Source organism: Niastella soli (assembly GCF_017742245.1).
Lineage (GTDB): Bacteria > Bacteroidota > Bacteroidia > Chitinophagales > Chitinophagaceae > Niastella > Niastella soli.
Genome location: NZ_JAGHKO010000010.1, coordinates 94650 through 119643, shown reverse-complemented (window position 1 = coordinate 119643; position 24994 = coordinate 94650). Strand labels below are relative to the sequence as shown.

The following is a 24994-nucleotide window of genomic DNA, read 5'->3' as shown; positions in this document are numbered from 1 at the left end:
TTAGTTAGCTGCAAGCTACAAACTGCAAGCCATAAGCTGTTAGGCTTTCACCTGCCGCCTTCTTTACCAGTTAACTTTTTTCACCTCGATATAAAAGTTCTTGTCAACTGTAAAGGCGCCGGAATTGGTAGTGCCGGAAATAATGGTCCATTCTTCATTGGCGCGGATCCATTTCTCCTCTTTACCGAATTTTATTTTTACCGGTATCCCAAATCCCTTGATGCAATTGGTGAACCTGAATTTAAGGTCCTTGCCTTTGATGGCATATTCCAGCAACGGAATTTGAGTGGTGCGAAGATATTGATCAAACACCTTTGAAAAATCAAGATTTGCCTGGCGGCTGATATAGGCTTCCACCTCTTTTGAGGTCACTGTTTTGTGGTAATAGGTCTTATTGAGGCCGCGTAAGATGTTGCGGAAAATAGAATCGTTATTGATGATCTGCCGGATGGTATGCAGCATGTTCCCTGCCTTGGGATACATATCGCCACTGCCTTCCTGGTTTACGCCATAGGGGCCAATAATAGGAATGTCGTTCCTGATGCCCACGCGGGAGCCTATGCAATATTCATTACCGGCCTCTACGCCATATTCGCAGGTAGTGAAAATGGTCTCGGAATAATTGGTAAAGCCTTCATGCACCCACATATCGGCAATGTCATTGCTGGTAATGTTGTTGGCAAACCATTCGTGGCCACTCTCGTGTACAATAATGAAATCCCATTTGAGACCCCAGCCGGTGCCGGAAAGATCGCGGCCCAGGTACCCGTTCTCAAATTTGTTGCCATAGGCTACGGCGCTTTGGTGTTCCATCCCCAGGTGCGGGGCTTCTACCAGTTTATAGCCATCTTCATAAAAAGGGTAGGGACCAAACCAATATTCAAAACATTTCAGCATTTTGGGCGCCTGGGTAAATTGTTTTTTGGCTTTTTCCAGGTCGTAATCGAGCACCCAGTAGTCGCAATCGAGTTTACCTTTTTCACCGGCAAAGTCCTCATGCCAGGTAACATATTTTCCGATGTAGGGAATGATATTGTAATTATTGATGGGGTTTTTTACCTCCCAGGTATAGGTGGCAGTGCCATTGTTATTGGTTGTTTTTCCCTGCAGGCGGCCATTTCCCACCGCTACCAGCGTATCGGGCACGGTAATGCTTAAGCTGGCGCCATTATCGGGTTCATCGCTCTGATGGTCTTTACAGGGATACCATACGCTGGCACCCAGACCCTGACAGGCCACACTCATCCAGGGGCGGCCTTGTTTGTCTTTGGTCCAGATCCAACCGCCATCCCATGGTGGACGAATGGCTTCCCGGGGCTTCCCATGATAATTTACTTCCAGTGCCGGAGTTGCATTGGCCGTCAGTGCAGGCATGGTCACAAACCAGGCATTGCCGTCCCGCTGAAAGGTAAGATTGGTTTTACCACCATCACTGCCGGTTTGTGCAATTAAAAAAATACTATCTATGACCATTGGTTCCTGCAGGTCGAGCTGTAATTTGTTCCCGGGCTTTAAGACCTGGATGGTGATCCGGTTCCTGCCCTGGATGGTTTTTCCCAGGTAGTCGGGTGTAACCTGTATATCGTACCGTAATACGTTCCACCAGGCCCTTTCAGGGGTAATGGTGCCGCGTAAGGTGTCCTGCCGGGTAAACTGCTTTTTGTCGCCCAGCGGTTGTGCGGCGCAGGAAGACGCTATAACGAGCAATGATAAATTAAGTAGAAGAAATGAAAAAGTACCTATTTTCATAGTAGATGATAGTATATGAAAGATAAAGTTATATTTTTTGTTGTCTTTTTGGGCGTGTTTTTGGTTAATTCATGCGGTAGTCGTACAAGCGGTAATAAACAGGTCTTTCACTATAATGAAACCACTGGTATTGCCACCCTTGACCCTGCTTTCGCCAAAAACCAATCGATCATCTGGGTGGTGCATCAGCTGTATAATACGCTGGTGGAGACCAATGAATCCCTGCAGATCGTGCCATCACTGGCCTATCGCTGGGATGTATCGGCTGACCGGAAGGTTTATACCTTTCATTTACGCCCGGCTGTTTTCTTTCATGACAACGATGCATTTCCGCAGGGCAAGGGCCGTAAACTAACAGCTTTTGATGTTGAATACAGTTTTAGCCGCATTATAGAGCCCGCTACGGCCAGCAGCGGCGCCTGGATCTTTAATGACCGGGTGGCAGGTAAAAGTGGTTTTAAAGCCCTGAATGACTCTACCTTTCAATTAACTTTAAAAAGCCCTTTTGCGCCCATATTGGGTTTATTAAGCATGCAATATTGCTCGGTAGTACCCCGGGAAGTGGTCACAAAATACGGGGCCGATTTTCGCAGCCATCCCTGTGGCACCGGCCCGTTTAAATTCAAAGCCTGGGAAGAAGGGCAGGCCATGATCCTGCAAAAAAATGAGAATTATTTTGAACATGATAGTGCAGGCATGCCCTTGCCCTACCTCGATGGCATCAAGATCACCTTGTTCGACAGCAAGGCCACCGAGTTCCTGTTATTTCAGCAAGGCAAACTGGATTTTATAAACGATATCGATCCTTCGTTCAAAGATGAGATCCTTACCAAAAAAGGCCAGTTGCGGAAAGACTGGCAGGGAAAGATCATCCTTTCCAAACATTCTTTTCTGAATACGGAATACCTGGGCTTTTTAACGGATAAAAACAATCCGCTGGTGAGCAATTCCCCCTTACGGTTGAAGGCCGTTCGGCAGGCCATCAATTATGCCTTCGACCGGCGTAAGATGCTCATGTACATGTACAATTCGAAAGGGATGCCTGCGGAAAGCGGGTTCATTCCGGCGGGTTTGCCTTCATTCGATAGCAGTGTGGTGAAAGGATATTCGTATAACCCGGCCAAGGCACGGGAGTTATTGAGGTCGGCGGGTTTTCCCGATGGGGAAGGCTTGCCGGTAATAAAGCTGTTGACAATTCCCATTTACGCCGATATTGCCAGTTTTATAGCCCGACAGCTGGAAGAAGTGGGTATTAGGTTACAGGTGGAAGTGATCCCTAAAAGTCTGTTGTTGGAACAAACAGCCAAATCACAGGCCCTGTTCTTTCGTGGCAGCTGGATAGCCGATTTTCCCGAAGCAGAAAATTACCTGAGCGTATTTTATGGCGGTAACCCCGCACCGCCTAATTATACCCGTTATAACAATCCAAAGTTTGATGCACTGTACGACCAGGCGATGGTAACTGAGAACGATAGCCTGCGTTATAAACTGTACCAGCAAATGGACCAACTGGTGATCGATGATGCCCCGGTTGTGCCGTTGTTTTATGATGAGGTGATCAGACTGGTGCATCTGAATGTACATGGCTTTCATCCCGATGGATTGAATTTGCTGGAGTTGAGGCGGACGAGGATCGAGCGGTAGTTGATCAGATCCGCTCGCATTTCTGTAAAGGGGTTTGTCGCTCAATTTATCTTTAACCCATTTCTTTGTTGGTTCTATTTTTAATATATCAGTTATTCTTTCTACATTAAACGCATCATTACTGAATAAACAAAAATGAAATCTGAACGAGATTGATTTTATCATACTTGTGAATTCAGACTATTTGTATAAATAGGGGCTTCGGCCGTTTTCCAATGACACTTTCAGGTCAGGAAAACCAGCCGTATCTAAATATAAAAAATCATTTTTTTGAACCAGTATCAATAACGTATCCCCCCTTGACTGAATATCACTCAGGTTATGCGTTTTGCCTAATAACCTGTGCTGCCCACCGCTTTTTACCTCAATAAAATCAGGCGAATAACCTGTAATTAAACTAAAGTGATACCATTCTACAACCTTGTCTTTCGTCAGGGAAATTGATTTTACAATTATGCGTTTATTATAATCCGGTTCTTCGTTTGGGTCAAATGGATTGCAGGCTGCCAATAGTAGAACTAAACAAAGAAGCCACGGCAGATGGAAAGGGGTATCAGACATGGATCAAAGATAAGGGTTATAAGAGTTGACCAGTTGATCAGTTGACACGTCTCTAAACGCAAGGCTCGCCATTTCTGACGAGCCTTGCGTGTATGAAGACCTGTAAGGTGCAAGTCATCATTCATTTTATGCAAGTTCAAATGATGCATCCCACAAAGCGGGACAAGCTCTTACAGGTCTGGCATTTATTAGTGTTTCAGCTTACTCTTAAACACCTTCTGAAACTTCTCCACTTTAGGTCTGATCACAATACTACAGTAGGGCTGATCGCCATTCTGGTTGTAATAATCCTGGTGATAGTTTTCAGCGGCATAGAATTGGGTGTAAGGAGAGATCTCCGTTACGATCGGGTTGTCAAAGGCCCCGCTTTTATCCAATTCAGCCTTGTATTTTTCGGCTTTTTCTTTTTGTTCGTTGTTGTGATAAAAGATCACACTACGGTATTGCGTACCTACATCGGCACCCTGTCTGTTGAGTGTGGTAGGGTCGTGGGTTTTCCAGAAAACCTCCAGCAATTCATCATAAGTGATCTTTTTAGGATCATACACCACCTGTATTACTTCAGCATGGCCGGTATTACCGGTGCATACTTCCTTATAGGTAGGGTTGGCAACCTTTCCGCCGCTGTACCCCGAAGTAGATTTAATTACACCATCTAATTGCTCAAAGATAGCTTCCGTACACCAAAAGCAACCGGTACCAAAGGTGGCGGTATCGGTGGCCGTGTTTACAGTATTTGTAGTTGTTGTCATATCCTTACTTATATTCTTTTTTGCGTTTTGTTTTTGAGCGCAGGAGATCAAAGTGACTATAGTTACCAGCACTCCTGTCAGGAAAACCTTCATTCCATGTTGTTTTAACAGATATATCATTGTATTGTTTTTAAACACCTCTATATACGCCGGGTGTGCTGTGGCAGATGTTAAGGAATTACAAAAGTAAAAATTGAATGTAATATAGGATTAGACGACGGGTATAATAAAAAAACTGCACCCGCCAGCTGACGGATGCAGTGTAACTAACCTATGGATATTCAAAACTATCTTCTTCTACGTCTTACGGTTGTAGTAGTTCTGCTGTATTTTCTGCCATGTGCGCCCTGAACGGTAGTGGTTTTACGGGTAACCCGGTAATTGTTCACTGCGGTGCTATGCCGGTTGGTTACGGTAACGGAGGTAACGCGTGTTGGCTTGTAAATGCGTGGGGCCACCACCACCCGGCGGGTGGTAACTACTGTATAATGTGCGCGATAGCGGTACCGCATGGGGCGATAAACCCGCCAGGCCACCGGATGCCAGGGATGGTACCAACCTGGGTGCGTACGCCAGGTAAAGGGGGATACCCATACGGCGTAAGCGGGGGCATATACAAATCGAACACATGGCCAGGCCCAAACGTTAACAACCATACCGGTGGGGGAGAACAGGTTGGCGCTTTCCGTATTGGGGCCGCCAGCCAGAGAGCTAGCCGTTTCTGTAAACGCCTCACCGCCTTCTTCAGGTTCCACAATGGTTTCTTCGCCATAAATATCCTCATCACCCACTATATCAACCACGGCATTGTCTGTACCGGTTTTTTCCAGCTCGATCACGGCAATATCCTGACTTTCTGTTTCCGATACCAGTGCCTGCAGCACAAAGATCTGTACATCATTTTCGCGTTTGCTGGTCACTCTTATATAATCGGTGTTGCCGTCTTCGTTAAGGTCGAGGTTGTTTACTTTGCTGTCTTCAGAATTGAGCAGTTTTTCAAATTCTTCGGGCGAACCTGCTTTTTTAAACAGGTCGAGGGCTCCCTGTAAACTGAAATTATCGCCGGGTAAACCGGTTGAATCGGAATTATGATGGGTTTGTGCTTTCAAAGTGCCTGATGCTAAAAGGATAAGCAGGCCGGATAAAAGTGGCTTCATTTATTGTGCAATTGATTTGTAGCTCAGACGGGTTATTAAATGGAAAGTTTAAAAAGGGTAACCGGGTAAAATTTACATGGCGTTTTAAATGAATATGTTGAAATGAGGGCGCGGTTGAATACCTTTTCGGTGCTATGAAGCGTTATTGCTTCTGAAATTCTTTCTGAACCGGCATTTATAATGCCTGCTATATGGATTTTAACATGAAAAAGATCGAGAATCTCCTATTCTGGCCGGTGCTTATTTTGTTGTTTTTCAGTGCCTCGAAGTATGGTGCTATGTCTACTGACTTACATTGGGATGATACGTATTATATCATTCCCAATTGGCAGGTAGCTTTCCCTGCTGCTTCGTGGCTGCTGCTTATTATTTTTCTTTTAAAACGTATCCGTCGCCGGCACCAGGTGATCAATAAAAAATTTGCTTTTATCTATATAACCATTACCCTTTTATTGCTCTGCACCTTGCTTGGTTTAGGGATGGTTAGTGGTGGTTCTGCTGCCGGTAATTATACCACATCTGACCTGGATGCATTGATGTTCAGAAATCAATTAAGGATCCTGTCAGGCTGGTGTTTTTTGATCGTACAGGTGATTTTTCTGATATATTTCATTGGTCAAATTGTAAAAAAGCCCGCCACCAGTGCTTTGTAGCCCATCTGTGCCCAGATATTACACCTGTACATTACCCACAACCAAAAAACTATAGTACCTTTGCCGGTTCGAGAAGAGTTATTATATGAAGTTTTTTCCTGAATCGGCGTTATCGCAACTGGAGTTTGATAAAGTTAAGGCACTGCTGGAAGAGCATTGTAAAACGGAGTATGCCAAAAGCAAATCGCAGGACCTGCGCATTCATACCCGCAAAGAGTTTATTGAGCTGGAGTTACAACAAAGCCACGAATACAAATTACTGATAGAGCACAGCATGTATTTCCCTAACGATTACGTGCTGAACCTGGCCAAAGAATTACGATTACTGGGCATTAGCGGCGCTATGCTTACCGGTGAACAGTTTATGCAAATACGCAAACTGGCCGAAAGCATTTCGAGCATTTTCCGCTGGTTCGATGCAGACCGCAAGCTGGCTTACCCGGCACTGGTAAAAGTGATTGGTGACACCTATTATGAAAAGGTGATCATGGAACTGATAGATGATGTGTTGCTCGAAAATGGCGAGGTGAAAGACAATGCATCGGAAGAACTGGCCCGCATTCGCAGCAGCCTCTACCGGCGCCGTACCGAGTTGCGCCGCCTGTTCGATAAGATCGTGCAAAAACTAAGCAAGGCAGGTTACACAGCAGATATTGATGAAGCGTTCCTGAATGGCCGGCGTGTAGTGGCCATTGTGGCTGAACAAAAACGCCAGGTTAAAGGTATCCTGCATGGTGAAAGCGATACCCGTCGTACTTCTTACATTGAACCGGAAGAGACCATTGAACTGAACAATGACATCTTCGCCCTGGAAAATGAAGAACGACGCGAAGTATATCGCATTCTGCAACAACTTACCGCCAAACTGGCGATGTATGCACCCTTGCTGAAAACCTGGCACCAGGTTTTGGGAGAATACGATTTTATTCAGGCTAAAGCAAAGCTGGCGCTGGATATGAATGGTAACTTCCCCATGCTGCAGGATAAAGCACATGTACAGTTAATACAGGCCTATCACCCCCTGTTAATTCTGTATCATCAAAAATCGAAGAAGCCTACCGTCCCGGTTGATGTTACCCTCGATGAAAAAAGACGCATCCTGGTTATCTCAGGACCAAATGCGGGGGGTAAAACAGTTACCATGAAAACGGTAGGGTTGTCCCAGCTAATGATCCAAAGTGGATTGCTGGTACCCGCACATCCCAATTCGGTGTTCGGGATCTTCAAACAGATCATGATCCATATTGGGGATACACAAAGCATAGAGTTTGAGTTAAGTACCTATAGCTCGCACCTGTTACACATGAAGCATTTTATTGAGAATGCCAATGGTAAAACGCTGTTCTTTATAGATGAGTTGGGTAGCGGTAGTGACCCCAACCTGGGTGGCGCCTTTGCTGAAGTGATCATGGAAGAACTGGGACATAAACATTCCATGGGTATTGTTACTACCCACTACCTGAACCTGAAGGTAATGGCAAACAAAACGCCCGGCATCATAAACGGGGCTATGGCCTTTGATGAAAAGACCCTGATGCCGTTGTATAAATTGACGGTAGGTAAACCCGGTAGCTCGTATACATTCTCCATTGCAGAACGCATTGGGCTCGATAAACGCCTGATACAACGGGCACGCAGCCTTGTTGATGAAGATCATTTCCGACTCGATAAACTGCTGAACCGCGCCGAGCAGGACCAGCGGGAGATTGAGAAAAAGGAAAAGGAACTGTCGAGGATGATCAGGGAAAATGAAAAGCTGCACAAGGAAATGCAGCAGGTGATCAATAAGGAGCGGCACGAGCAACAGGTAGAGGTATTGAAACACCAGAACCGCATCACCGAAGACCGTATCGCTTTCCTAAAGGATATGGAACGCAAACTGAAGCAACTGGTATTCGACTGGAAGAAAGCGGAAGCGCAGGACGACAAGAAAGACCTGATAAAACAAATGCATGCCCTCTTGTTCAAACAGCATCAGAAACAGGTAACTGAGAAAGTGAAGAAAAAGATCAACTCCAAATATGATGAGGTAGGCGGTGAAATACAGATCGGTGATAAGGTACTGATGAAAAAGAACCACCAGGTAGGTGAAGTAAAGGAATTACGTGGTAAGAAGGCTGTGGTGCAATTAGGACTAATGCCTATTACTGTCTCCGTGGATGACCTTGTAGTAGTGACCGAGAAAGAGAATGAAGAAGGACATTAAATAAAAGAGGCCGGCTCAAAAATTGCTTGAGACGGCCTCTTTATTTTCGTTTATATAATATGCTTATGGGTTATATTTCAACACAAAACCGGCTGCATCGTTGTTACCAAACGCCCATACTTTTCCATTCCTTGCACAAAGGACATCTACTTTATCCGCTGCATTCAAGGTGAATTCCTCTTTCCAGCTGGCGCCGCCATCAGTGGTTTTTAGGATCTTGTTATTATAACCAATGTAACCAGTGGTGGTATTGGTAAAATATACCGCATAGGCTGGCTGGGTTAATTTGGTCCAGGTATTGCCAGCATATTTTATCAGCTCATTGTTACCATTTACCAGGAAAGCAGTATTGGGATCAACCAGCTGCAACGCTTTTACAGTGGCAGAGCTGGAAACCGAAGAGATATCTACTTCACTAAATGCTCCTGCTTTTTCTAAAACTACGTTTTTAGAATTACCGGCTATGATCAAATTATTTTTATCAATAACGGACATTTTTTGCCACAAATTATCAGAACCGTTATAAAAGGAGCTTTGATATTTCACCGCAGCCCCTGTAAAACTACCATTGATATCGTACAATTGTCCCTTTATTAACGCCGACAACCCATTGGCCGCACCGGTTGTATACAAACCGACAATCTGCGAGTTGAATGAACTTCCATTTGCTCCTATCTTCCAGTTGGCACCAGCATCAGCAGATATGCCCACCGAGCCAATAAATTCTATCCATACATTTTTACCATCTGAGGAAGCAACAGCCTTGCCAACGCCAACGTCACTGCCATCTCTTCGCCAGCTTATACCGCCATCGGCTGTCATATAAAGCTCCCGGTACCTGATTGCATAACCAATTGAATCTGTTGGAAAAATAAGATCAGTAAAAGTCTGGCTGTTTGTACTCGAATATTTGGTTAAGGTGGTGGGATAAAACCAGCCATGTGGTTCCAAATAGTAAACCATCACCTGACTCTGCGTGCCAATATAGGCTATCCCCCTTGAAATTTCCAATGTACAGTCTTTTTGACCGGACGGTAAGAAATCTTGTGGAATAGTGAAGGTCAGGCTTGTGTTTGTCATGGCTGTAATAATCATTTTCTTACCATCTAACGTAAGTTTAACCTGTGACGTATCGGTACCAAAATTGTACCCAGTAAGGGTAACGACGGTACCGTTATACAACTTTTGGCTTATAGCATAAAAAGCAATGGTTTCATCCTTTGGGGTATCACCACTATCGGATTTACTACAGGAAAAGAGCAGGGACATAGAAAAAAGCGCAAAGAGCAAAAATAGCTTTTGTTTCATAGTAACGGGATTGTTATTCGTTGATAACCAAAGAAATCAGCGGGTCTGTTTGATTCCTTTGGTAAATTTTAGGTCGCAAATGTAAAAACATATCTAAACATTTCATACATGCGAAAACGATTACGTAGTTAAGGTCTCCCTAAAATTTACTTTTTAAACAGCCTGTTTTTTTTCATCCCCAGATGGGCTTCTCCCACCTGCAATTTCGAGTTCCCCCAATAGCTCCCCCATTTACTGCTCCGCTGCAAAAACAAGGGCGATGTCGTCAATGCCAGTATTCCCGTTAGTGTTAGAGAGTTTCTATATATTTAATAATTATGGCGCCCGCCTCAGCGGGGTGTCAGGTAAGACCTGTCGGGTTCGCGGACCTCTCTGGTTCTGCAAACTGCCAGGCAGCGCCGTAGAAAAAATAAATAAAGTTTGCCCTGCCTGTAACATTCGTCGGGTTGTTACGATTAGATAACAGGGCGGGGAAGTAACAAGATTTTTGGAATTCTCACAATGAGTAAACAGGAAGCATTAATAGCCATGTGTAAACATGGTGATCCGGCAGCTTATACCGAGCTGTACAACCAGCATGCCCTGGCGGTATACAATTCTATTGTACGACTGGTTAAGCATACGGCAGAAGCAGAAGATATTTTACAGGAAAGTTTTGTTGCTGCTTTTCAGGGCATAGCTGATTTTGCCCCGGACGGTGCCTTTAGGGCCTGGGTTAAAAGAATTGCCATTAATAAATCCATTGACTGGATCAGAAAGCGGAAAATAAGTTTTGTGGAGCTGGACCCGCATTTGGTCCATTTGTCAGACAAAGAACTTACAGACGAAACCGCCCTTCAATTTACGATGGAGACCATTGCGGCGGCCATTGATTTATTGCCGGATAATTACCGCACCGTATTCAATTTATTCGCGGTAGAAAATATACCACAGGCAGAAATTGCTCAAATGCTTGGACTGGAACATGCTACCGTAAGGACCCAGTATCACCGCGCCAAACAAAAATTATTAGGCATACTCACTCAAAAAAAGGTTGTATGAGTAATGAATTGGAAAATTATCTCCGCAATAACCTGGACCAGTTAGACCGGAAAAAGCCGGATGCTGCCATCCTGAGCCGTATACTGCAGGAAATGGAGACAAAGAAAAGCAATGTGCCCACCGGCATTGTGGTCTCTTTCCGGCTTTTGAAATGGGCGGCAGCCTGCCTGCTAGTTACCGCTTGCGGTCTGGGGCTGTGGTATTTCAAAAAAGGACCGGCAGTAAAGGAGGTGGTACAAAGGCAAACACCCGAAAAGCCAGCATTGCCACAATCGGAAAAAGAACCGGAACCGGCATCAGTAATAAGGGACCCGGTTGAACCTTCGGCCATTGCTATAGTAGATGAAAACCTCGCACAACGCAAAAAAGCGTTGGTAAATAAAGTAAATGGTAAACAGACCGTACTGCTGGCGGGATTAAACAATACAGCGTCGGCAGCCAGCAGGATCAATGCCATCTCGGCCACATCGAAACTGAAAAGGAAGGCCAATACGATCATCGATGCCCTGGTGGAAATATTGAATAAGGATCCCAATACCAATGTACGCCTGGCTGCATTGGACGGGCTTACCCGATTCTATCGGGAAGCGTATGTGAGAAAAAAACTGGTGGCGTCCTTAAAACAACAACATGATCCACTGGTGCAGATCAATCTGATCAATTTGCTAACGCGCATGCGCGAGTCGGACATTCTTTCTCAGCTGGAAGAAATGGTAAAGGATGACAATACAAACAAGGCGGTAAAGGATGTAGCCTACTCGGGTATGTTGCAACTTCGGCCAGGAATAAACAATTAAAAAATATGATGAAGAATTTAATTATTGTTTTTATTAGTGCACTGTCATTGATGACGGCACAGGCACAGGAATACAAACTGGGCAAATCGGGTGGTAAAATGATCATTAACCTTTCCAATGTAGTGATCGAGGGGTATAACGGGAATGAGATCATTTTCAGTTCCCTTAAGCCAAAATCGTCCAAAGTAGTTGATCCCCGGGAAGAAGGGCTTCAGGCCATTAACGAGTTTGGCAACCGCGATAATACGGGTTTGGGCATCAGTGTGCTGGACAAGGGAAGTGTAGTGGAAGTAAACCAGGTTGTACCCGACTCAGGCATTAAAATATTAGTGCCAAAAGGCCTGATACTTTCTTTTGTCAATCGTAAGATCACACAAACCGAAAAGATCATTTGCCGGAATGTAGAAAATGAAATTGAGATAGATGTGGAATATAATCCCGTACAATTGGAAAATGTAACAGGTCCTGTCGTTGTACGCTCCCTCTATGGAGCTGTTGAGGCTATCTTTAACAGGCAGGTAAAAGGGCCGATTTCCATTGCCGCCGTATTTGCAACGGTTGATGTGGCTATCCCGGTTGATACAAAAGCGAATCTTAAACTCAAAAGTGAGCATAGTTACATTATGACATCTCCTGACTTTAAAATAGAAGTGGAGAAAAGCAAAGATGATAGTGTATACTTCTATGGTAACCTGGTAACCGGAAAGTTAAACGGTGGGGGACAGGATTTTAAGGTTTCTTCGGAATATGGGAAAGTATATCTGCGAAAAACAAAATAAAAGATGATGACCTGTAAGGTCTGTCTCGACAACTTGACGATCTCGTGGGTAAAACAGACCTGACAGGTCATTTGCTTCGAAGTAATCGGACCTGTCAGGTTCGATCCATCTCCCTGATAATTCAACATTCAATGACGAACCTTACAGGTCAACTTACAACTGACAACTTACAACTCACAACTCACAAAAAAAAGCTCCTCTGGTACAACCAAAGGAGCTTTTTAATTAGGTGCATCTGCCTTATAAGCTGGAATGCAGGTAGTCTTTTAACTGGGTGATAGTTTCCTGTTGTGACAGGATCGTTTCTTTTACCACATCATTGATGGAAATGATACCGGTTACCTGGTTGTCAACGAAAACAGGCAGGTAACGGATGTTTCTGTCGGACATTAACTGCATGCAATAGTCAACAGAATCGTGTGCAGTAACACGCGGCAGATCGGAAGACATGATCTCCGATACTTTTGTGTCGGTAGAAGATTTCCCATTGAGAACAACCTTGCGCGAGTAATCACGTTCTGTAACAATGCCCAGGTAGTGGCCATCTTGCAAAACCATCACGGAACCGATATTTTGATCGGCCATGATATGGAGCGCTTCCAGTACAGTTGTATCAGGAGATACGGTAGTAATAGTGCTTCCTTTACGAAGCAGAACATCGGCCACTTTTTTATTCATACGGCATTGTTTTGGTGAGCAATCATTTAAAGTAAATTACATAAAAAGCGATGGAAAAACAAGGCCTGGCGGGCATTTTATGAGAAAAACGGGAACCATCCTTAAAACCCTGACGGTGGTCAAACATTTGAATTTATTATATGAGGCCGATCACGTTACCGGTAAATGGCTGACCCTGAATTGACCCGATTGCATACCTGCCAAAAAAGCCGTATACTAGCGGAAATTTAATCGTACCCTATAATCATGAAATCCTTAATATCCAAAGTATTAATTCCAATACTTTTTATTTTACAAGCCTGTAGCCATGCTAAAAATCTACAAAGTGAGTATGCTAAAGTTCCCCTGGAGCATTTACTGGATTCAATTGGCAATTATCAGAATAAAAAAATAGAGATCCGGGGCTATTACGTTTGTGGTGCTGAATACACTTCTGTTCAACCTGAATTACAATCTTTTTCTGACAATAAACTGTACGACTGGACAGGCCGGATCTGGGTGGAGGATAAGCGTTCCAAATCAATGATCTATTGTGACAGTATGAGCAATCGAACCGTTTTGATCCGCGGTACTGTCGACTCCTCGCGCCATGGCCGGTTGGGCGAATATCCTGCCACTATCCGGCGGGCTGTAATTGAGGTGCAATAAGTGCCTGTTTGATACATTTTTTAATATTAGTTTCTATTGGAATATAGGTTTACGAAGTCGGAAGTAGGAAGTACGAAGTAAGATGTTAGAAATAGGAGATATTGTCGAAATTAATTAGAGAGCCTGATTTATCAGGCTCTTCTTAATTCTTACATCCTACTTCAAAGAATTTCTATATACCCCTCCGTACCATTTACCCGTATCCGCTGTCCATCTTTGATCAGCCGGGTCGCATTTTCCACTCCCACCACTGCAGGTAAACCATATTCCCGGGCAATAACGGCCCCGTGTGTCATTAATCCACCTACTTCGGTGACCAGGCCTTTTATAGAGACAAATAAGGGTGTCCAGCTGGGGTCTGTAAACGTGGTGATCAAGATGTCGCCAGCGGAAAGATCGGCTGCTGACAGGTCTGTAATGACGCGAGCGCGGCCTTCTATGATACCGGATGAAACGGCCAGGCCCACAATGGCGCCGGTTGGAAGATCGTTGCGTTTATATTGGCCTGTAAGCATTTCACCATCGGAGGTGATCACCCGCGGGGGGATTAATTTTTTGGCTGACCGGTAATCGTTTTTTCGTTGATCAATGATCGTCTGATCGAGTGTATGGGTACGCACCAATTCGCGGAATTCTTCAAAGCTGAGGTAGTAAACAGCTTCTTTTTCATGCAGCACATGGGCGGAAACGAGTTTTTCTGCTTCTTTTAATAAAGCCTGTTTGTAAACAAAGTAGCGGCTGACAATGCTGTACTTGGGATATTCACGGTACCCCACGAAATTCCGGATGAGGCTGATCATCTGTTTTGTTTCCGCCGCTTTCTGCTCCCCATCCGGCTGTTCCTTCAGTCGTTCCAATAACCCCTTTTCTTTTGATAATGCTTCCTGTAGTCCCTGTTCAAACTTTCGTTTACTGGCACCCGGTGCCTGGTTGTTGATATTGGTAAGGATCAGCGGCACCAGCGTGATGGGTTTTTCGCTCCACCGCGTTCTGGTAATATCAATTTCACCTGCACAACGCATACCGTATTTATTGAGATATGCATGGATAGCCTCGCGGGTTTCACGGCCACCCTTGAACTGATCCAGTTCATCAAGGAAGTTATCGTTTTTTACCTGTTGTAAGAACGCAATGACTTCCGGGTAAGGGCGGATCACGTCAGCGACATCCAAAAGTGCCAGCCCCATTTCTGAGGTAACGTTGTTGGACACCGATTGGGAGATGGTATCAGCCACATTTTTTTCACCCAGCCATTCCTGCATTTTTTCATTGAGCCAGAAGGAGGCATCCATAGCGGCGAGGATCACGTTCAGACTTTGTGAACCGGTCCGCTCTTTTTGTGACTGCTGAATATCTTCAATGATAAAATCAAACAGCTCGGTCCCGGTCTTTGTTTGAATGGTTTGTTGCAACGCTGCTATCGATGTCTCAAAACCCTTGATCAGGTCATCCACAATGGCCGGATCGTTATTTACTTTGGTACGATACCCCACCGTTGTAATAGCATGGGGTGGTGTGCCGGAATCGTTTGCTGGTAACAGGGTTATAAAATCATTCCGCTCCAGCAAAGAGACCAGCGCGTCTTTTAAAAGCGGGTCTGATTGTCCAAAGGTGTTTAAGATCGTTTCCCTGGAGGCAGGCGAAGCCAGCAGGGCCGTAACATCAACAAACAACCTGTTGCCTGCAATAGCCATCGGCCGCGGGGTTGTCAGGTTCCAGAAAGAAAGGCCAAATGGTTTCATGGCATCGGTCATCATTTGTTGATGGCCAACCGATACATACACATGGTTATCTATATCATTTGCTACCGGGATAGGGAACAGGGTGGTGATCGGCCGGCTCTGCACAATATAAAAAGTATCACCCGCCAAACACCATTCAATGTCTTGTGGGGAACCGAAATGCGCTTCTATTTTTCTGGCTATCCGCTCCAGTTGAAGGAGCTGTTCGTCTGTCAGTGTTTGTTTATGCTGCAGTGCGGCCTCTATTGCTTCCTCTTTTGTACCACCACCAGGTAAGGCATGAATAGCCAGTTTTTTGGCGGGTATCTTTTTTTCTATCACCAGGCCATTACGTACTTTATAATTGTCGGCATTCACTAGACCAGCCACCAGCGCCTCACCCAGACCAAAACTGGCATCGATAGATACCACCTTTCGGTTACCAGAGATGGGATCGGCCGTAAACAGAATGCCAGCTGCGTGTGGGAAGACCATCTTTTGAACAACCACAGCCAGTTGTACTTTACGATGGTCGAAGCCGTTTTGAATCCGATAGGTTACTGCCCGTTCTGTGAACAGGGAGGCCCAGCATTTGCGGATGTGTTGCAGTATGGCTTCCCGGCCAATAACGTTTAAATAGGTATCCTGCTGCCCGGCAAAGGAAGCCGTGGGCAGGTCTTCTGCCGTGGCGCTGGAACGTACAGCATACGCCTCCTTTTCATTAATAGGATCAGTGATCTCTTTTTCGAGGTCATTCGGGATAGGGGAGTTTTCTATGACCATCCGGATGCTGGCACTTACTTCGCTGATGCGTACCCGCTCAGCTGCCTTTATACCTGATAGCTCATTCAACAGGTTGTGTAATGGCTGATTGTCTTCGGTTATTTTTTTATAGGCTTCGGTGGTGATGCAAAAACCATCGGGTACCTGTATGCCATCGATAGTGGCCAGCTCGCCCAGATTAGCGCCCTTGCCACCTGCGGTCATCAACCTGGTCCTGTCAATGTGCTGAAAAGGAAGTACGTAAGTGTGCATAGGTTTACTGCTTTTCGTGATACAAATTATCGCGAAGGTGCACAAATACTATTCCTTTTCCGAGGCTGTCAGTATATCTTTTTTAGCGTAAACAATGACGTGGATTTGTTGTTATAAAAGCAAACGGGACCATTGTAATAACGTGTGCCGTTTCCCGCGCCGACTTGTCCGCCGAAGCTTTAGCGTAGGCGGAAGCTTCACAGCCGCGTAGGCGGGCCGTCTCCCCCTACATTGTCTCCTTCTTCTTCAGTATCAGCACCATTTCTCCAATAGAAAGATAAAAATTGCGCCTTTCTGCCTTTTGTGGCAGCAGGGCATGGAGTGTATTGGCCATAGGCGTTAGCAGCCAATGAGGATAGACATTGAACTGGGTATGGAAATAACCGAGGTTCAGCGCTTTGGCTGCTTTTTCATAGTGCATTATTTCCCATCCGCTTTTTTTGGCAAGGTGTTGAAAGGAGCGGCGGTTAAAATAAAAGAAATGTTCCAGTTTGTAGTGTGTCCAGCGTTTGCCCATAAGGTGGTGAGACAAGGCTGCAGTATCTGGTGTTACGATCAGCAGCAGGCCATCGTCTTTTAGTAACCTTCTTGCTTTTTGCAAAGTTTCCTGCGGGCTCCGCACATGTTCTATTAGATCTGACATCACGATGACGTCGAAAAAGTTTTCCTCGAAAATGCATTGTTCCAGGGTGCCGTTAAAAATGGCCTGGTGACCAAACTTCTGTTGCGCAATAGCGGCAGACCATGCCGCATATTCAACTCCATAAGGGGCCCAGCCGCAAAACCTGGCGGCTTCCAGCAGATATCCGGTGGCACAACCTACGTCCAGCAACCGGCCCTGTTTTCCCAGGCGTTTGAGCAGTTTGAGGTATAACTCAAATGTAGCCAGCTTCATTTGGCGGGTAGCATCATTGTCGGTATTACCTTTTAATCCCCATGCGGCGTAATAGCTTTCAGCATACAGTTGTTGTAATGCTTCGTCGGTCAGTTGCGGAAACAGGAATTCTGTACTGCATTGTTTGCACAGCAGCACCGAGTGCCCATTTTTTAAAGCGTATTTTGTTTTAATGGTGTTGGCGGAACAAACAGGACAATCCATCATATCACCCGGTACGAGGCGTAGTTAGCGCAGGTTGCCTAAGCTGCCCAAAAATCCAAGGAAGAGGTTTGCCTGAATTCGTCAAAGCTGGCCGATAAGGGTGAAAACACCCACCTGTTGTTCATAGAATTATTGTAAACTGAGAACGGAAATAATGGATCTGGATCTCAGGTAATGAGAGGGAAAAATGGTAATTAAATTAATCATTTTAAAATTCTTTAAAATGGAACAATCAAATTCATTTTCCCAGCAGGAGGCCGGCACTTTAGAACAGGTAACAGAACAGTCAAAAGAAAGTGAACAGGCAAAAGAACGTGAGAAGGAAAAAGAACGAGAGGCATTTAGTGATCTGTGTAATCTGATCCAAACAAATCAGGTAGTGCCTATCATCGGGTTCGATCTGTTTAATTACTCAGTTGATAGTGAATACAATGATTTATTATTGCTGGTGATAGAATCATATAATAAACCCTTATGTGATGAGGTTAGACAGACAAGGACCATTAATAATACTTACGACCTGATAAATGGGGTATATCACAAACTGGATGAGAAAAAACGAAGGTCATTTTGTATTGCATTTAGTAAAAAGATAGTGGAGCTAAGAACTAATTTCAACCTGGTTCCTGAGTGTTTTCAACAATTGGCCCGGATCAAGAATTTTCAATTTTATATCAATGCCACCATCTTCAATTCACTGGAAGCGGCAGTAAGCGATTTTAAAGTGGAAAAGACCCCTGGTAAGAAAAATTATGACATAGTAAATTACCACCCGCGCATCCTGCAGGATATTGAATACGATAATACTTCCGGAGATTTTTCTACCGAAAATTTCAAAAGACCTACTATTTATAATTTGTTGGGAACACATGATGTTGCGGAGGGGGAGTATGTCCTGACTGATGTTCAATACATGGAATTGCTGGTTAAAATGATCTCAGATGAGGGTAAGAAGTTTTCAAATTTAAAGAACGCCTTAAAGGATGCCGTGCTTTTATTTGTAGGCTGTGATTTTCCTGACTGGATCCTTCGTTTCTTTTTGCGGTTTTGTGTGGGCACCAAGATGGATAAAAGAAACGATCTGGAGAAGAATTATATTATTGAACAATTTCCTGATGAATATAGTAAGGCTTTTTTTCTTGGCAACTATGGAATACGAAAATTCCAGGTACAGCCGGATGATTTTATTGGGAAATTGTTTATGGAATTGAAAAGAAGGAATTGCGTGGAGAACAGGTATTTTAATAACAAGGTTTTTATCAGTTATAACCGCCAGGATATTGAAGCAGCGGTGAGCATATATAAACAGCTTACAGATAATTTTATTGAAACCTGGTTTGATGAAATATTAAATAACGGCGATGAATTGGACCCGGAAATACAAAACGGCATTGACGCTGCCTGTATTTTTCTCCCGCTCGTGTCTAATAATATCAACAACAAAGAAGATATTCCTAAATACTACATAAAGGAATGGAACTACGCTTGTGAAAATAAAACACCGGATGCAATTTTTAAAGTGGTCATTGAAGGGTATAATGGCTATACGCTCCAAAACAAACTTTTTTCCGATAAAACCAAAGACCTTATAATAAATGACGGAGAGACCCTGATCGGGAAAACAGGTGCATCGGGGCCAGACTATACTCTTGATAAGAGTTTTATCTTGAAATTGAAAAGGAAATTGTTTTCATGTCGTGTTTCTAAATAATTGTCAAATGGAACAATTATCAACAATATTGCCTGCAGAAGCGCCAGCAAAGATAAATCCTTTCAAAGGGGCCTATTCGTATGGGAAAGACGATAGGGATTCTTTTTATGGACGGGATGGTGACCTGAATGAAGTAGTTAAGAATATAGAACAATATACCTTGTCATTGCTCTATTCCAGTTCTGGTGTTGGTAAAAGCTCATTACTTAAAGCAGGGTTAATACCCATCCTGGATAAGATATCGAAATTTGTACCCATATACATCAGGATCTCTGATAGCATGATCACTGATAAAGTAAGGTCATTTTCCGAAGCAGTCATCGAATTGATCAAAGAAGTGGCTAAAGAGAAGTCGATCCGGATTGAGTTTGATGAAAGTCTTCCGCCCATTAAAACCATTACCAGGTTTTTATTTTTTTCAAAGTTTACTGTTAAGGACGAAGTAAGGCACAGGCAACATTCGGTTATCCCGGTCCTGATCTTTGACCAGTTCGAGGAATTGTTCTCTCTTCGGTTTAAAAAGGCAGACCCCGGCGATCTTTTAAATGACCTGCGGAACATCATTGAAGGCCTTATTCCTGATGATGTGCTGCAATTACTTAACGTGCAGGATAATCCGGAAAACCAGGAGGAACTGTTATACCTGAAAGATGAACTGCAGTCAACCAATAAATGGTACCGGGTCCTTTTCTCTTTTAGAGAGGAGTACTTGCCGAGTTTTGACTCTTTAAAAAATATCATTCCATCTGTTTTCAATACTAAAGGCAGGTATCACCTGGAAGCATTTTCCATTGAAATGGCAAGTGAAGTAATTCAAAATATTTCTGAAAGTAAAATTAGTGCGTCCACTGCCTATCACCTGGCAAAAATGATGAGTATCTCGGAAGGGCGGACCAATCGGTTCCGGGAAGAAGTTCAGCCGTTTATGCTTAGTCTTATTTGCTACAGCCTGTATCCAAGGATTGCGGGTGAAAAACAGGACGAAACAACCATCAGGGCTATTGATGAGGAAGATAAGGATCTTATTCAAAGCGAAATGCTAAAGTACGTCGAAAATGTTTTTGAGCATTACTCGCCGGCTGCCAGAAAGTTTATAGAAGAAGAGCTGATCACTGATGATGGCAAGCGGACCATGAAGGCATTAAGTGATAAAGAAATAACAGAGGAAATATGTAACGACCTGACACAACTTGCAGAAAATGAAAGATTCAGATTTCTTAATGTGATTGTTTACTATGGTTCCAAACATATTGAGATCCTGCACGATAAATTTCTACAACCATTACTCGATTCCAGAAGAGCCAGAAGAGAAAGAGAAATAGCAGATCAGGTAACCAGAATTAAAATGTCTGAAAGAAGGAAGAGTAATAAAAAGCTTTTTATCAGTAGTGGAGTTTTCTTTATTATTATAATGTCGTGTTTGTATTATTATTTCTTTATAGAAAAAGCAAAGGTAGCAGCTTATAATAGATTTTTTCAAGACCAGAACAGGAAAGCAATAGGGCGGTTAAGAGCGAGTGACGGCTATAATAGTATTGCTTCCCTGGCGAGTATTCTTACGTACGAAGAAAGCGTTAGCCAGCTTCCGGTGTACAAAAATAAGTCATCCGCTTTTTTTAGAGATTTTAACGACTCTGTTTCCGATGTTTTTAAAAACAGAGCACTTGTTTTTACTCAATATGCCGATGATGAGTCTATATTTTCTACCTCGGGTAACTTTCGCTTTTCCGTTCGAAACATGTATGATTCATCCATGTTGTTGAAAATTTACCGGCTTTCCACAAGCGGATACCGATTAGACGATAGTATTTTAATAAAAAAGAATGCATCGGACAGTATTCAATATAGCTTACATGATTTTTTTATAAAAATAGATGATTTTAAAACTTCTGTAAACGACTCCTTATTGGCTGTTGTGTATCACAATCAGGCCTCGTTCTACAACCTGTTTGAAAAGAAAGGATTGAAATACAAACAGGCCTTTTACAGCATCAAAAATGCAAAACGTGTTTATTTTTCGGTTGATAACAGGTTTGTTCTCTCACGTGATAATGCTAATAAAAATAGTGATAAAAGGATCTATAAGATCATAGGCCAGCCAAATAAAAAAACAACCATAGAACCGCTGACTTTTGATCCAGACCTTTACCTGCCCTGTAATGAGGAATTCCTTTTATCCGGATCTTACTTTTTGTATTCAGAAGACAGAGAGCTTATGCGGAAACTAAAATCTTTGTTTTTGGTTGATGCAGTAAGAACCTATTATAAACCACCTTTATGCTATAAAATATTTCAGGATAAAAAAAAGCATAAACTCAAATTTGTTTCGTACAACTTTCAGACAGATCAGGTAACTACTGAGTTATTTGATTCTATTACCAATGATCAGCCTAATATAGAATACATTCAAAAATCTAAAAAAACAATAGTAATACACCCAAATGGCCTGATATACAGATATGACTATCCCTATCTTATATTGACGGATGCTGTAGATAGTAAAATTTTATCAAACGACTCACTCCCAATTATAAAATCTTTTGTTTTAGATCCAGACCTGCTGTTGCTCTTATTTACGAATAAATTTAGTTTAATTGACTTAGGTGCTAAAAAAGAAATAGCCAGTTACGATCATGTAACCAATATAAGAGATGTTGTTGATGCATTTTGTGCCCCTTCAAAAAAAACAATTTGTATAGTACGGGAAAATGGTATTGCCTCTTTTTGGCATTATGATCTCAAAACTGACACCTATGATAATTTAAAGAACTCCTACAAGAAATTACAGGAGCTTTATTCTGATAGCCTGATAAACGCTAATAAAAGAGGTGTTAGGGCTAGCTCAAGTCTGCGATAATAAAAAGTAAAAGGGACAAACGATCTGGTGGTAAGGAGTACGGTTTACGGGGTGCTCGATAAAGAGCATAAAAAAGGCCTCTCCCCCTGAGGATGAGAGGCCGCACTAATCAAATACCATTAACCATTAAACCTTATCCTGAGTTCAAGTTAGTGCAATTTTTTATATAACAAAACAATGATTTTTTTTCTTGACCCTAAACAAGTTCAGGGTGAAAGTGTACAGTAAATTAGCTGTCGTAGATTGATGAAAACCACCTGCCCGAAGCTGCTAAACTAATAATTATGTAGGCGTTGAGCGCTCAAATGGGGGCCTCCGTTACGTCCCAAATAGTAAGAACATAATGAGTACAAAAAGCAGGCTTCCACCAGTAGTTATAAAGGCGGTATTTTTCTTTGTCTCCTGCATTGCGCCAAAATGACTGGCAATAGGATCGCGCCATAAAAAGGCGACAAAAGCCGCTCTGATCAATAAGGGCAACAGGAATGAAATGGTATTGCCATTATGAATGCTTTGGTATTTAAAGAATATGTACGATTGGCCTAATCCCGAAATTAAAGCGAACACATTGTCAGCAAACAGAAGTATCCACCCCCAGCGCCTCTTTTTAAAAAGTAAAAAGAAAATAAAAGGAATGTACATCAAAGTTAGTAACAGGAAAATCACAGATACATCGAAGGTGCAAAGTCTGCATTGGAAAAAACGGATCAGTGCCCATACTGTTTTATAAAGCATCCATACATATTGAACCGCTATTACCAACAGTAAAATGTTGACCCATTTGCCTGGTTCAACTTTTTCAGAGGGATGGATAACAGGCTCCAGGAAATCTGTCACCTTGTTTTTTAAAGCGTCCATCTTTTCCTTTTTGTCTTTTTCTGCATTGTCAAGATCCTGCAAGTACTGGTCTACAGCTGACATTTCTTCATCGGATATTTTTCGGTCGCGTAAAATATCCTGCGCTGCAGCAACTGCCGTTGCCTGATAGTTTTCCGCCTGTCTTACAATTTTAAGCAGGTCTACGTTGGAATAGTCTTTATACTGTTGGGAAAAATCAAAATCCATAGGGGGAAGATAATAGGTTTATAACAGTCTTATTTGAACGTATGATACGCAACTTTCGGCAGAAAACAAAGGTTAGGAATGACCGGCAGGCTGAATGTCCAGGGAAACGGGGTGATATATTTATTTTCTGATATATTTCAAGGTGGGCTAAATATTTAAGGATACGGAAATTGCATTTTATTTAAAAGTAGCGTATACTCGCGGGAAATATTGTTGCCCAAAGCGAGGTTACTGTACCGGCTGACAATTTGTACAATTTTCCACCTGCAGCATACCTGAAAGGGGTAGCAATTATACATTCAACACTCAAATAGTTTATGGCATCTACAAACGGCAAGGATTTATTACCAGCATTTGATAGTATTAAAGATGACAATGAAGAAATCCTATGGACAGGGAAACCAAAATTTATTCCTTTCATATTTACAGGATTTTTAGGTACCATATTAATAATTTGTTTTGCCATTTTTTGGATTTCGAAAGCCCGAAACGGGAATTTAATCGGAGACGATAAATTATCTTCCTATTTTTGGTTGTTTGGGCTTATTCCTTTGATTGCCGCACTCTTTCCTTTCCTGAAAAAGATATTTTCGTTTTCTAACACTTTGTACTCCTATTCAGACAAAAGAGTAATGATACGTTCAGGTTTTATAGGCACAAATTTTAAAACAATAGACTTTGACAAAATTTCTGATATAGAAGTTACGGTAAGTGTTTTAGAAAAAATGTATAATGTTGGTACCATAAGGTTTTTTAGTGGCAGGACGAAAATCGATGAAGGACATACCATAAAAGTATATGACAGTTGGAGTGCAATTAAAAACCCTTATGAAGTGTTCAAAATGGTTAAGCAGACGTCTGCGAACAAAGAGACCGATTAGGGCATCTAACCAACCATTTTTAATATGCTGGTTCCTATCCTAAAGAAAAACATTCTTATGAAATTACGTCTCTTTTCCTTCCTTGCATTATTTGGGAGCGCTGCAAATGGGCAGCAATATTTTCCAGATTATAAGAAGGTTATTGATCCAAAGTTTCCCAAGACACAAAACATATATCCCATTGCCACTCTGGATTTATCCACTAAGGGGATTAAAGAGAAGATCAATGTTATCTATGTTTATTTTAGTGACAAGTGTAAAGTGGAGGATTTCCTGGTAAAGGGCGACGAACCTGATGACTATTCTTTTAAAATTCTTGCTAATGGAATGGTGAAGCCGATGTTTACAGCCAATGCCCTTAAAGTTGATGAATCTGATTTGAAGTACTTCAATGCTTCAAAGGAGAGATTTAATAATAGTAAGAAAGATCTTAAGCTGGAATCCTATATCAAATTCCCGGATCAACCTGAATGGTGGCAAGGGGATTATACTCCTAAAAATGAAAAGGGTGAGAAGCTGACCTTTATTTGCCAGATTGATATGAATAAAATTGTCAATGACGATTGTCGGATGTTTGTTTTTTATGACAAAGAAAATAAGCTCATTAAGAATATTTGTCAATGGGATTAGGCGGTGATATGACTTTAAGAAA

At 42.7% G+C, this 24994-nt stretch carries 20 protein-coding genes; 11 read left to right on the top strand and 9 right to left on the bottom strand.

The window, feature by feature from the left end:
* Positions 1-63 precede the first annotated feature (63 nt).
* Positions 64-1749: a M1 family metallopeptidase gene (locus J7I42_RS24810; protein WP_209141578.1), complete on the bottom strand. Its 1686-nt coding sequence runs from the start codon at positions 1747-1749 to the stop codon at positions 64-66.
* A gap of 15 nt (positions 1750-1764) precedes the next feature.
* Here J7I42_RS24810 and J7I42_RS24805 point away from each other — a divergent pair, with 15 nt between their 5' ends.
* A complete protein-coding gene (locus tag J7I42_RS24805) occupies positions 1765-3393 on the top strand; it encodes an ABC transporter substrate-binding protein (RefSeq protein WP_209141577.1) in 1629 nt (542 codons plus the stop codon).
* A 180-nt stretch (positions 3394-3573) separates the two neighbouring features.
* On the opposite strand, the gene J7I42_RS24800 is transcribed toward J7I42_RS24805, so the two are convergent.
* From J7I42_RS24800 to J7I42_RS24790, 3 genes are all read right to left on the bottom strand, one after another.
* Positions 3574-3954 (bottom strand): hypothetical protein, encoded by a 381-nt coding sequence (locus J7I42_RS24800; RefSeq protein WP_209141576.1) that lies wholly within the window; start codon positions 3952-3954, stop codon positions 3574-3576.
* 188 nt (positions 3955-4142) lie between these two features.
* Positions 4143-4826 (bottom strand): peptide-methionine (S)-S-oxide reductase MsrA, encoded by a 684-nt coding sequence (gene msrA, locus J7I42_RS24795; RefSeq protein ID WP_317196261.1) that lies wholly within the window; start codon positions 4824-4826, stop codon positions 4143-4145.
* Between the two features lie 167 nt (positions 4827-4993).
* The gene (locus J7I42_RS24790; RefSeq protein WP_209141575.1) at positions 4994-5863 is read right to left on the bottom strand and encodes a hypothetical protein; all 870 of its coding nucleotides are present in this window, start codon (positions 5861-5863) and stop codon (positions 4994-4996) included.
* A gap of 191 nt (positions 5864-6054) precedes the next feature.
* Here J7I42_RS24790 and J7I42_RS24785 point away from each other — a divergent pair, with 191 nt between their 5' ends.
* Both J7I42_RS24785 and J7I42_RS24780 read left to right on the top strand, forming a co-directional pair.
* Positions 6055-6516, top strand: coding sequence for a hypothetical protein (locus J7I42_RS24785; protein ID WP_209141574.1), 462 nt, complete (start codon positions 6055-6057; stop codon positions 6514-6516).
* A gap of 85 nt (positions 6517-6601) precedes the next feature.
* Positions 6602-8722 carry an endonuclease MutS2 gene (locus tag J7I42_RS24780; RefSeq protein WP_209141573.1) on the top strand — a complete coding sequence of 707 codons (2121 nt, stop codon included), beginning with the start codon at positions 6602-6604 and terminating at the stop codon, positions 8720-8722.
* A 63-nt stretch (positions 8723-8785) separates the two neighbouring features.
* Here J7I42_RS24780 and J7I42_RS24775 read toward each other — a convergent pair whose 3' ends face one another.
* Positions 8786-10030 carry an IPT/TIG domain-containing protein gene (locus J7I42_RS24775; RefSeq protein WP_209141572.1) on the bottom strand — a complete coding sequence of 415 codons (1245 nt, stop codon included), beginning with the start codon at positions 10028-10030 and terminating at the stop codon, positions 8786-8788.
* A gap of 501 nt (positions 10031-10531) precedes the next feature.
* Here J7I42_RS24775 and J7I42_RS24770 point away from each other — a divergent pair.
* Genes J7I42_RS24770 through J7I42_RS24760 form a run of 3 tightly spaced genes read left to right on the top strand, consistent with a single transcriptional unit; the run spans position 10532 to position 12647 of the window.
* Complete coding sequence (locus J7I42_RS24770) at positions 10532-11071, top strand: RNA polymerase sigma factor (RefSeq protein WP_209141571.1); 540 nt, start codon at positions 10532-10534, stop codon at positions 11069-11071.
* Positions 11068-11868 carry a HEAT repeat domain-containing protein gene (locus J7I42_RS24765; RefSeq protein ID WP_209141570.1) on the top strand — a complete coding sequence of 267 codons (801 nt, stop codon included), beginning with the start codon at positions 11068-11070 and terminating at the stop codon, positions 11866-11868. The genes J7I42_RS24770 and J7I42_RS24765 overlap by 4 nt, the downstream gene beginning before the upstream one ends.
* A 5-nt stretch (positions 11869-11873) precedes the next feature.
* Positions 11874-12647 carry a hypothetical protein gene (locus tag J7I42_RS24760; protein ID WP_209141569.1) on the top strand — a complete coding sequence of 258 codons (774 nt, stop codon included), beginning with the start codon at positions 11874-11876 and terminating at the stop codon, positions 12645-12647.
* 240 nt (positions 12648-12887) lie between these two features.
* Here the strand turns inward: J7I42_RS24760 and J7I42_RS24755 are convergent, their stop codons facing one another.
* Positions 12888-13325: a CBS domain-containing protein gene (locus J7I42_RS24755; RefSeq protein WP_209141568.1), complete on the bottom strand. Its 438-nt coding sequence runs from the start codon at positions 13323-13325 to the stop codon at positions 12888-12890.
* 246 nt (positions 13326-13571) lie between these two features.
* On the opposite strand from J7I42_RS24755, the gene J7I42_RS24750 reads away from it, so the two are divergent.
* Positions 13572-13973, top strand: coding sequence for a hypothetical protein (locus tag J7I42_RS24750; RefSeq protein WP_209141567.1), 402 nt, complete (start codon positions 13572-13574; stop codon positions 13971-13973).
* A gap of 161 nt (positions 13974-14134) precedes the next feature.
* Here J7I42_RS24750 and ppsA read toward each other — a convergent pair whose 3' ends face one another.
* Both ppsA and J7I42_RS24740 read right to left on the bottom strand, forming a co-directional pair.
* Entirely contained in the window at positions 14135-16729 is a 2595-nt protein-coding gene (gene ppsA, locus J7I42_RS24745) for a phosphoenolpyruvate synthase (protein ID WP_209141566.1), read from the bottom strand.
* A gap of 226 nt (positions 16730-16955) precedes the next feature.
* Positions 16956-17831, bottom strand: coding sequence for a class I SAM-dependent methyltransferase (locus J7I42_RS24740; RefSeq protein WP_209141565.1), 876 nt, complete (start codon positions 17829-17831; stop codon positions 16956-16958).
* A 220-nt stretch (positions 17832-18051) separates the two neighbouring features.
* Between J7I42_RS24740 and J7I42_RS24735 the strand changes: the two genes are divergently transcribed.
* Both J7I42_RS24735 and J7I42_RS24730 read left to right on the top strand, forming a co-directional pair.
* Positions 18052-19539, top strand: coding sequence for a toll/interleukin-1 receptor domain-containing protein (locus tag J7I42_RS24735; protein ID WP_209141564.1), 1488 nt, complete (start codon positions 18052-18054; stop codon positions 19537-19539).
* Between the two features lie 7 nt (positions 19540-19546).
* On the top strand, positions 19547-22396 hold the full coding sequence (locus J7I42_RS24730) for an nSTAND1 domain-containing NTPase (protein ID WP_209141563.1): 2850 nt from the start codon (positions 19547-19549) through the stop codon (positions 22394-22396).
* A 318-nt stretch (positions 22397-22714) separates the two neighbouring features.
* Here the strand turns inward: J7I42_RS24730 and J7I42_RS24725 are convergent, their stop codons facing one another.
* A complete protein-coding gene (locus tag J7I42_RS24725) occupies positions 22715-23461 on the bottom strand; it encodes a hypothetical protein (protein ID WP_209141562.1) in 747 nt (248 codons plus the stop codon).
* A gap of 317 nt (positions 23462-23778) precedes the next feature.
* On the opposite strand from J7I42_RS24725, the gene J7I42_RS24720 reads away from it, so the two are divergent.
* Positions 23779-24342, top strand: coding sequence for a PH domain-containing protein (locus J7I42_RS24720; protein WP_209141561.1), 564 nt, complete (start codon positions 23779-23781; stop codon positions 24340-24342).
* 57 nt (positions 24343-24399) lie between these two features.
* Positions 24400-24972, top strand: coding sequence for a hypothetical protein (locus tag J7I42_RS24715; protein ID WP_209141560.1), 573 nt, complete (start codon positions 24400-24402; stop codon positions 24970-24972).
* Positions 24973-24994: the final 22 nt, after the last annotated feature.

Excerpts from the sequence above, each read along its gene's own strand:
- J7I42_RS24755 (WP_209141568.1), bottom strand. The coding sequence starts at position 13,325 with ATGAATAAAAAAGTGGCCGATGTTCTGCTTCGTAAAGGAAGCACTATT.
- J7I42_RS24805 (WP_209141577.1), top strand. The coding sequence starts at position 1,765 with ATGAAAGATAAAGTTATATTTTTTGTTGTCTTTTTGGGCGTGTTTTTG.
- J7I42_RS24790 (WP_209141575.1), bottom strand. The coding sequence starts at position 5,863 with ATGAAGCCACTTTTATCCGGCCTGCTTATCCTTTTAGCATCAGGCACT.
- J7I42_RS24760 (WP_209141569.1), top strand. The coding sequence starts at position 11,874 with ATGATGAAGAATTTAATTATTGTTTTTATTAGTGCACTGTCATTGATG.
- J7I42_RS24735 (WP_209141564.1), top strand. The coding sequence starts at position 18,052 with ATGGAACAATCAAATTCATTTTCCCAGCAGGAGGCCGGCACTTTAGAA.
- J7I42_RS24725 (WP_209141562.1), bottom strand. The coding sequence starts at position 23,461 with ATGGATTTTGATTTTTCCCAACAGTATAAAGACTATTCCAACGTAGAC.
- msrA (WP_317196261.1), bottom strand. The coding sequence starts at position 4,826 with ATGATATATCTGTTAAAACAACATGGAATGAAGGTTTTCCTGACAGGA.
- J7I42_RS24770 (WP_209141571.1), top strand. The coding sequence starts at position 10,532 with ATGAGTAAACAGGAAGCATTAATAGCCATGTGTAAACATGGTGATCCG.
- J7I42_RS24785 (WP_209141574.1), top strand. The coding sequence starts at position 6,055 with ATGGATTTTAACATGAAAAAGATCGAGAATCTCCTATTCTGGCCGGTG.
- J7I42_RS24750 (WP_209141567.1), top strand. The coding sequence starts at position 13,572 with ATGAAATCCTTAATATCCAAAGTATTAATTCCAATACTTTTTATTTTA.
- J7I42_RS24775 (WP_209141572.1), bottom strand. The coding sequence starts at position 10,030 with ATGAAACAAAAGCTATTTTTGCTCTTTGCGCTTTTTTCTATGTCCCTG.
- J7I42_RS24810 (WP_209141578.1), bottom strand. The coding sequence starts at position 1,749 with ATGAAAATAGGTACTTTTTCATTTCTTCTACTTAATTTATCATTGCTC.
- J7I42_RS24740 (WP_209141565.1), bottom strand. The coding sequence starts at position 17,831 with ATGATGGATTGTCCTGTTTGTTCCGCCAACACCATTAAAACAAAATAC.
- J7I42_RS24730 (WP_209141563.1), top strand. The coding sequence starts at position 19,547 with ATGGAACAATTATCAACAATATTGCCTGCAGAAGCGCCAGCAAAGATA.
- ppsA (WP_209141566.1), bottom strand. The coding sequence starts at position 16,729 with ATGCACACTTACGTACTTCCTTTTCAGCACATTGACAGGACCAGGTTG.
- J7I42_RS24765 (WP_209141570.1), top strand. The coding sequence starts at position 11,068 with ATGAGTAATGAATTGGAAAATTATCTCCGCAATAACCTGGACCAGTTA.
- J7I42_RS24800 (WP_209141576.1), bottom strand. The coding sequence starts at position 3,954 with ATGTCTGATACCCCTTTCCATCTGCCGTGGCTTCTTTGTTTAGTTCTA.
- J7I42_RS24720 (WP_209141561.1), top strand. The coding sequence starts at position 23,779 with ATGGCATCTACAAACGGCAAGGATTTATTACCAGCATTTGATAGTATT.
- J7I42_RS24780 (WP_209141573.1), top strand. The coding sequence starts at position 6,602 with ATGAAGTTTTTTCCTGAATCGGCGTTATCGCAACTGGAGTTTGATAAA.
- J7I42_RS24715 (WP_209141560.1), top strand. The coding sequence starts at position 24,400 with ATGAAATTACGTCTCTTTTCCTTCCTTGCATTATTTGGGAGCGCTGCA.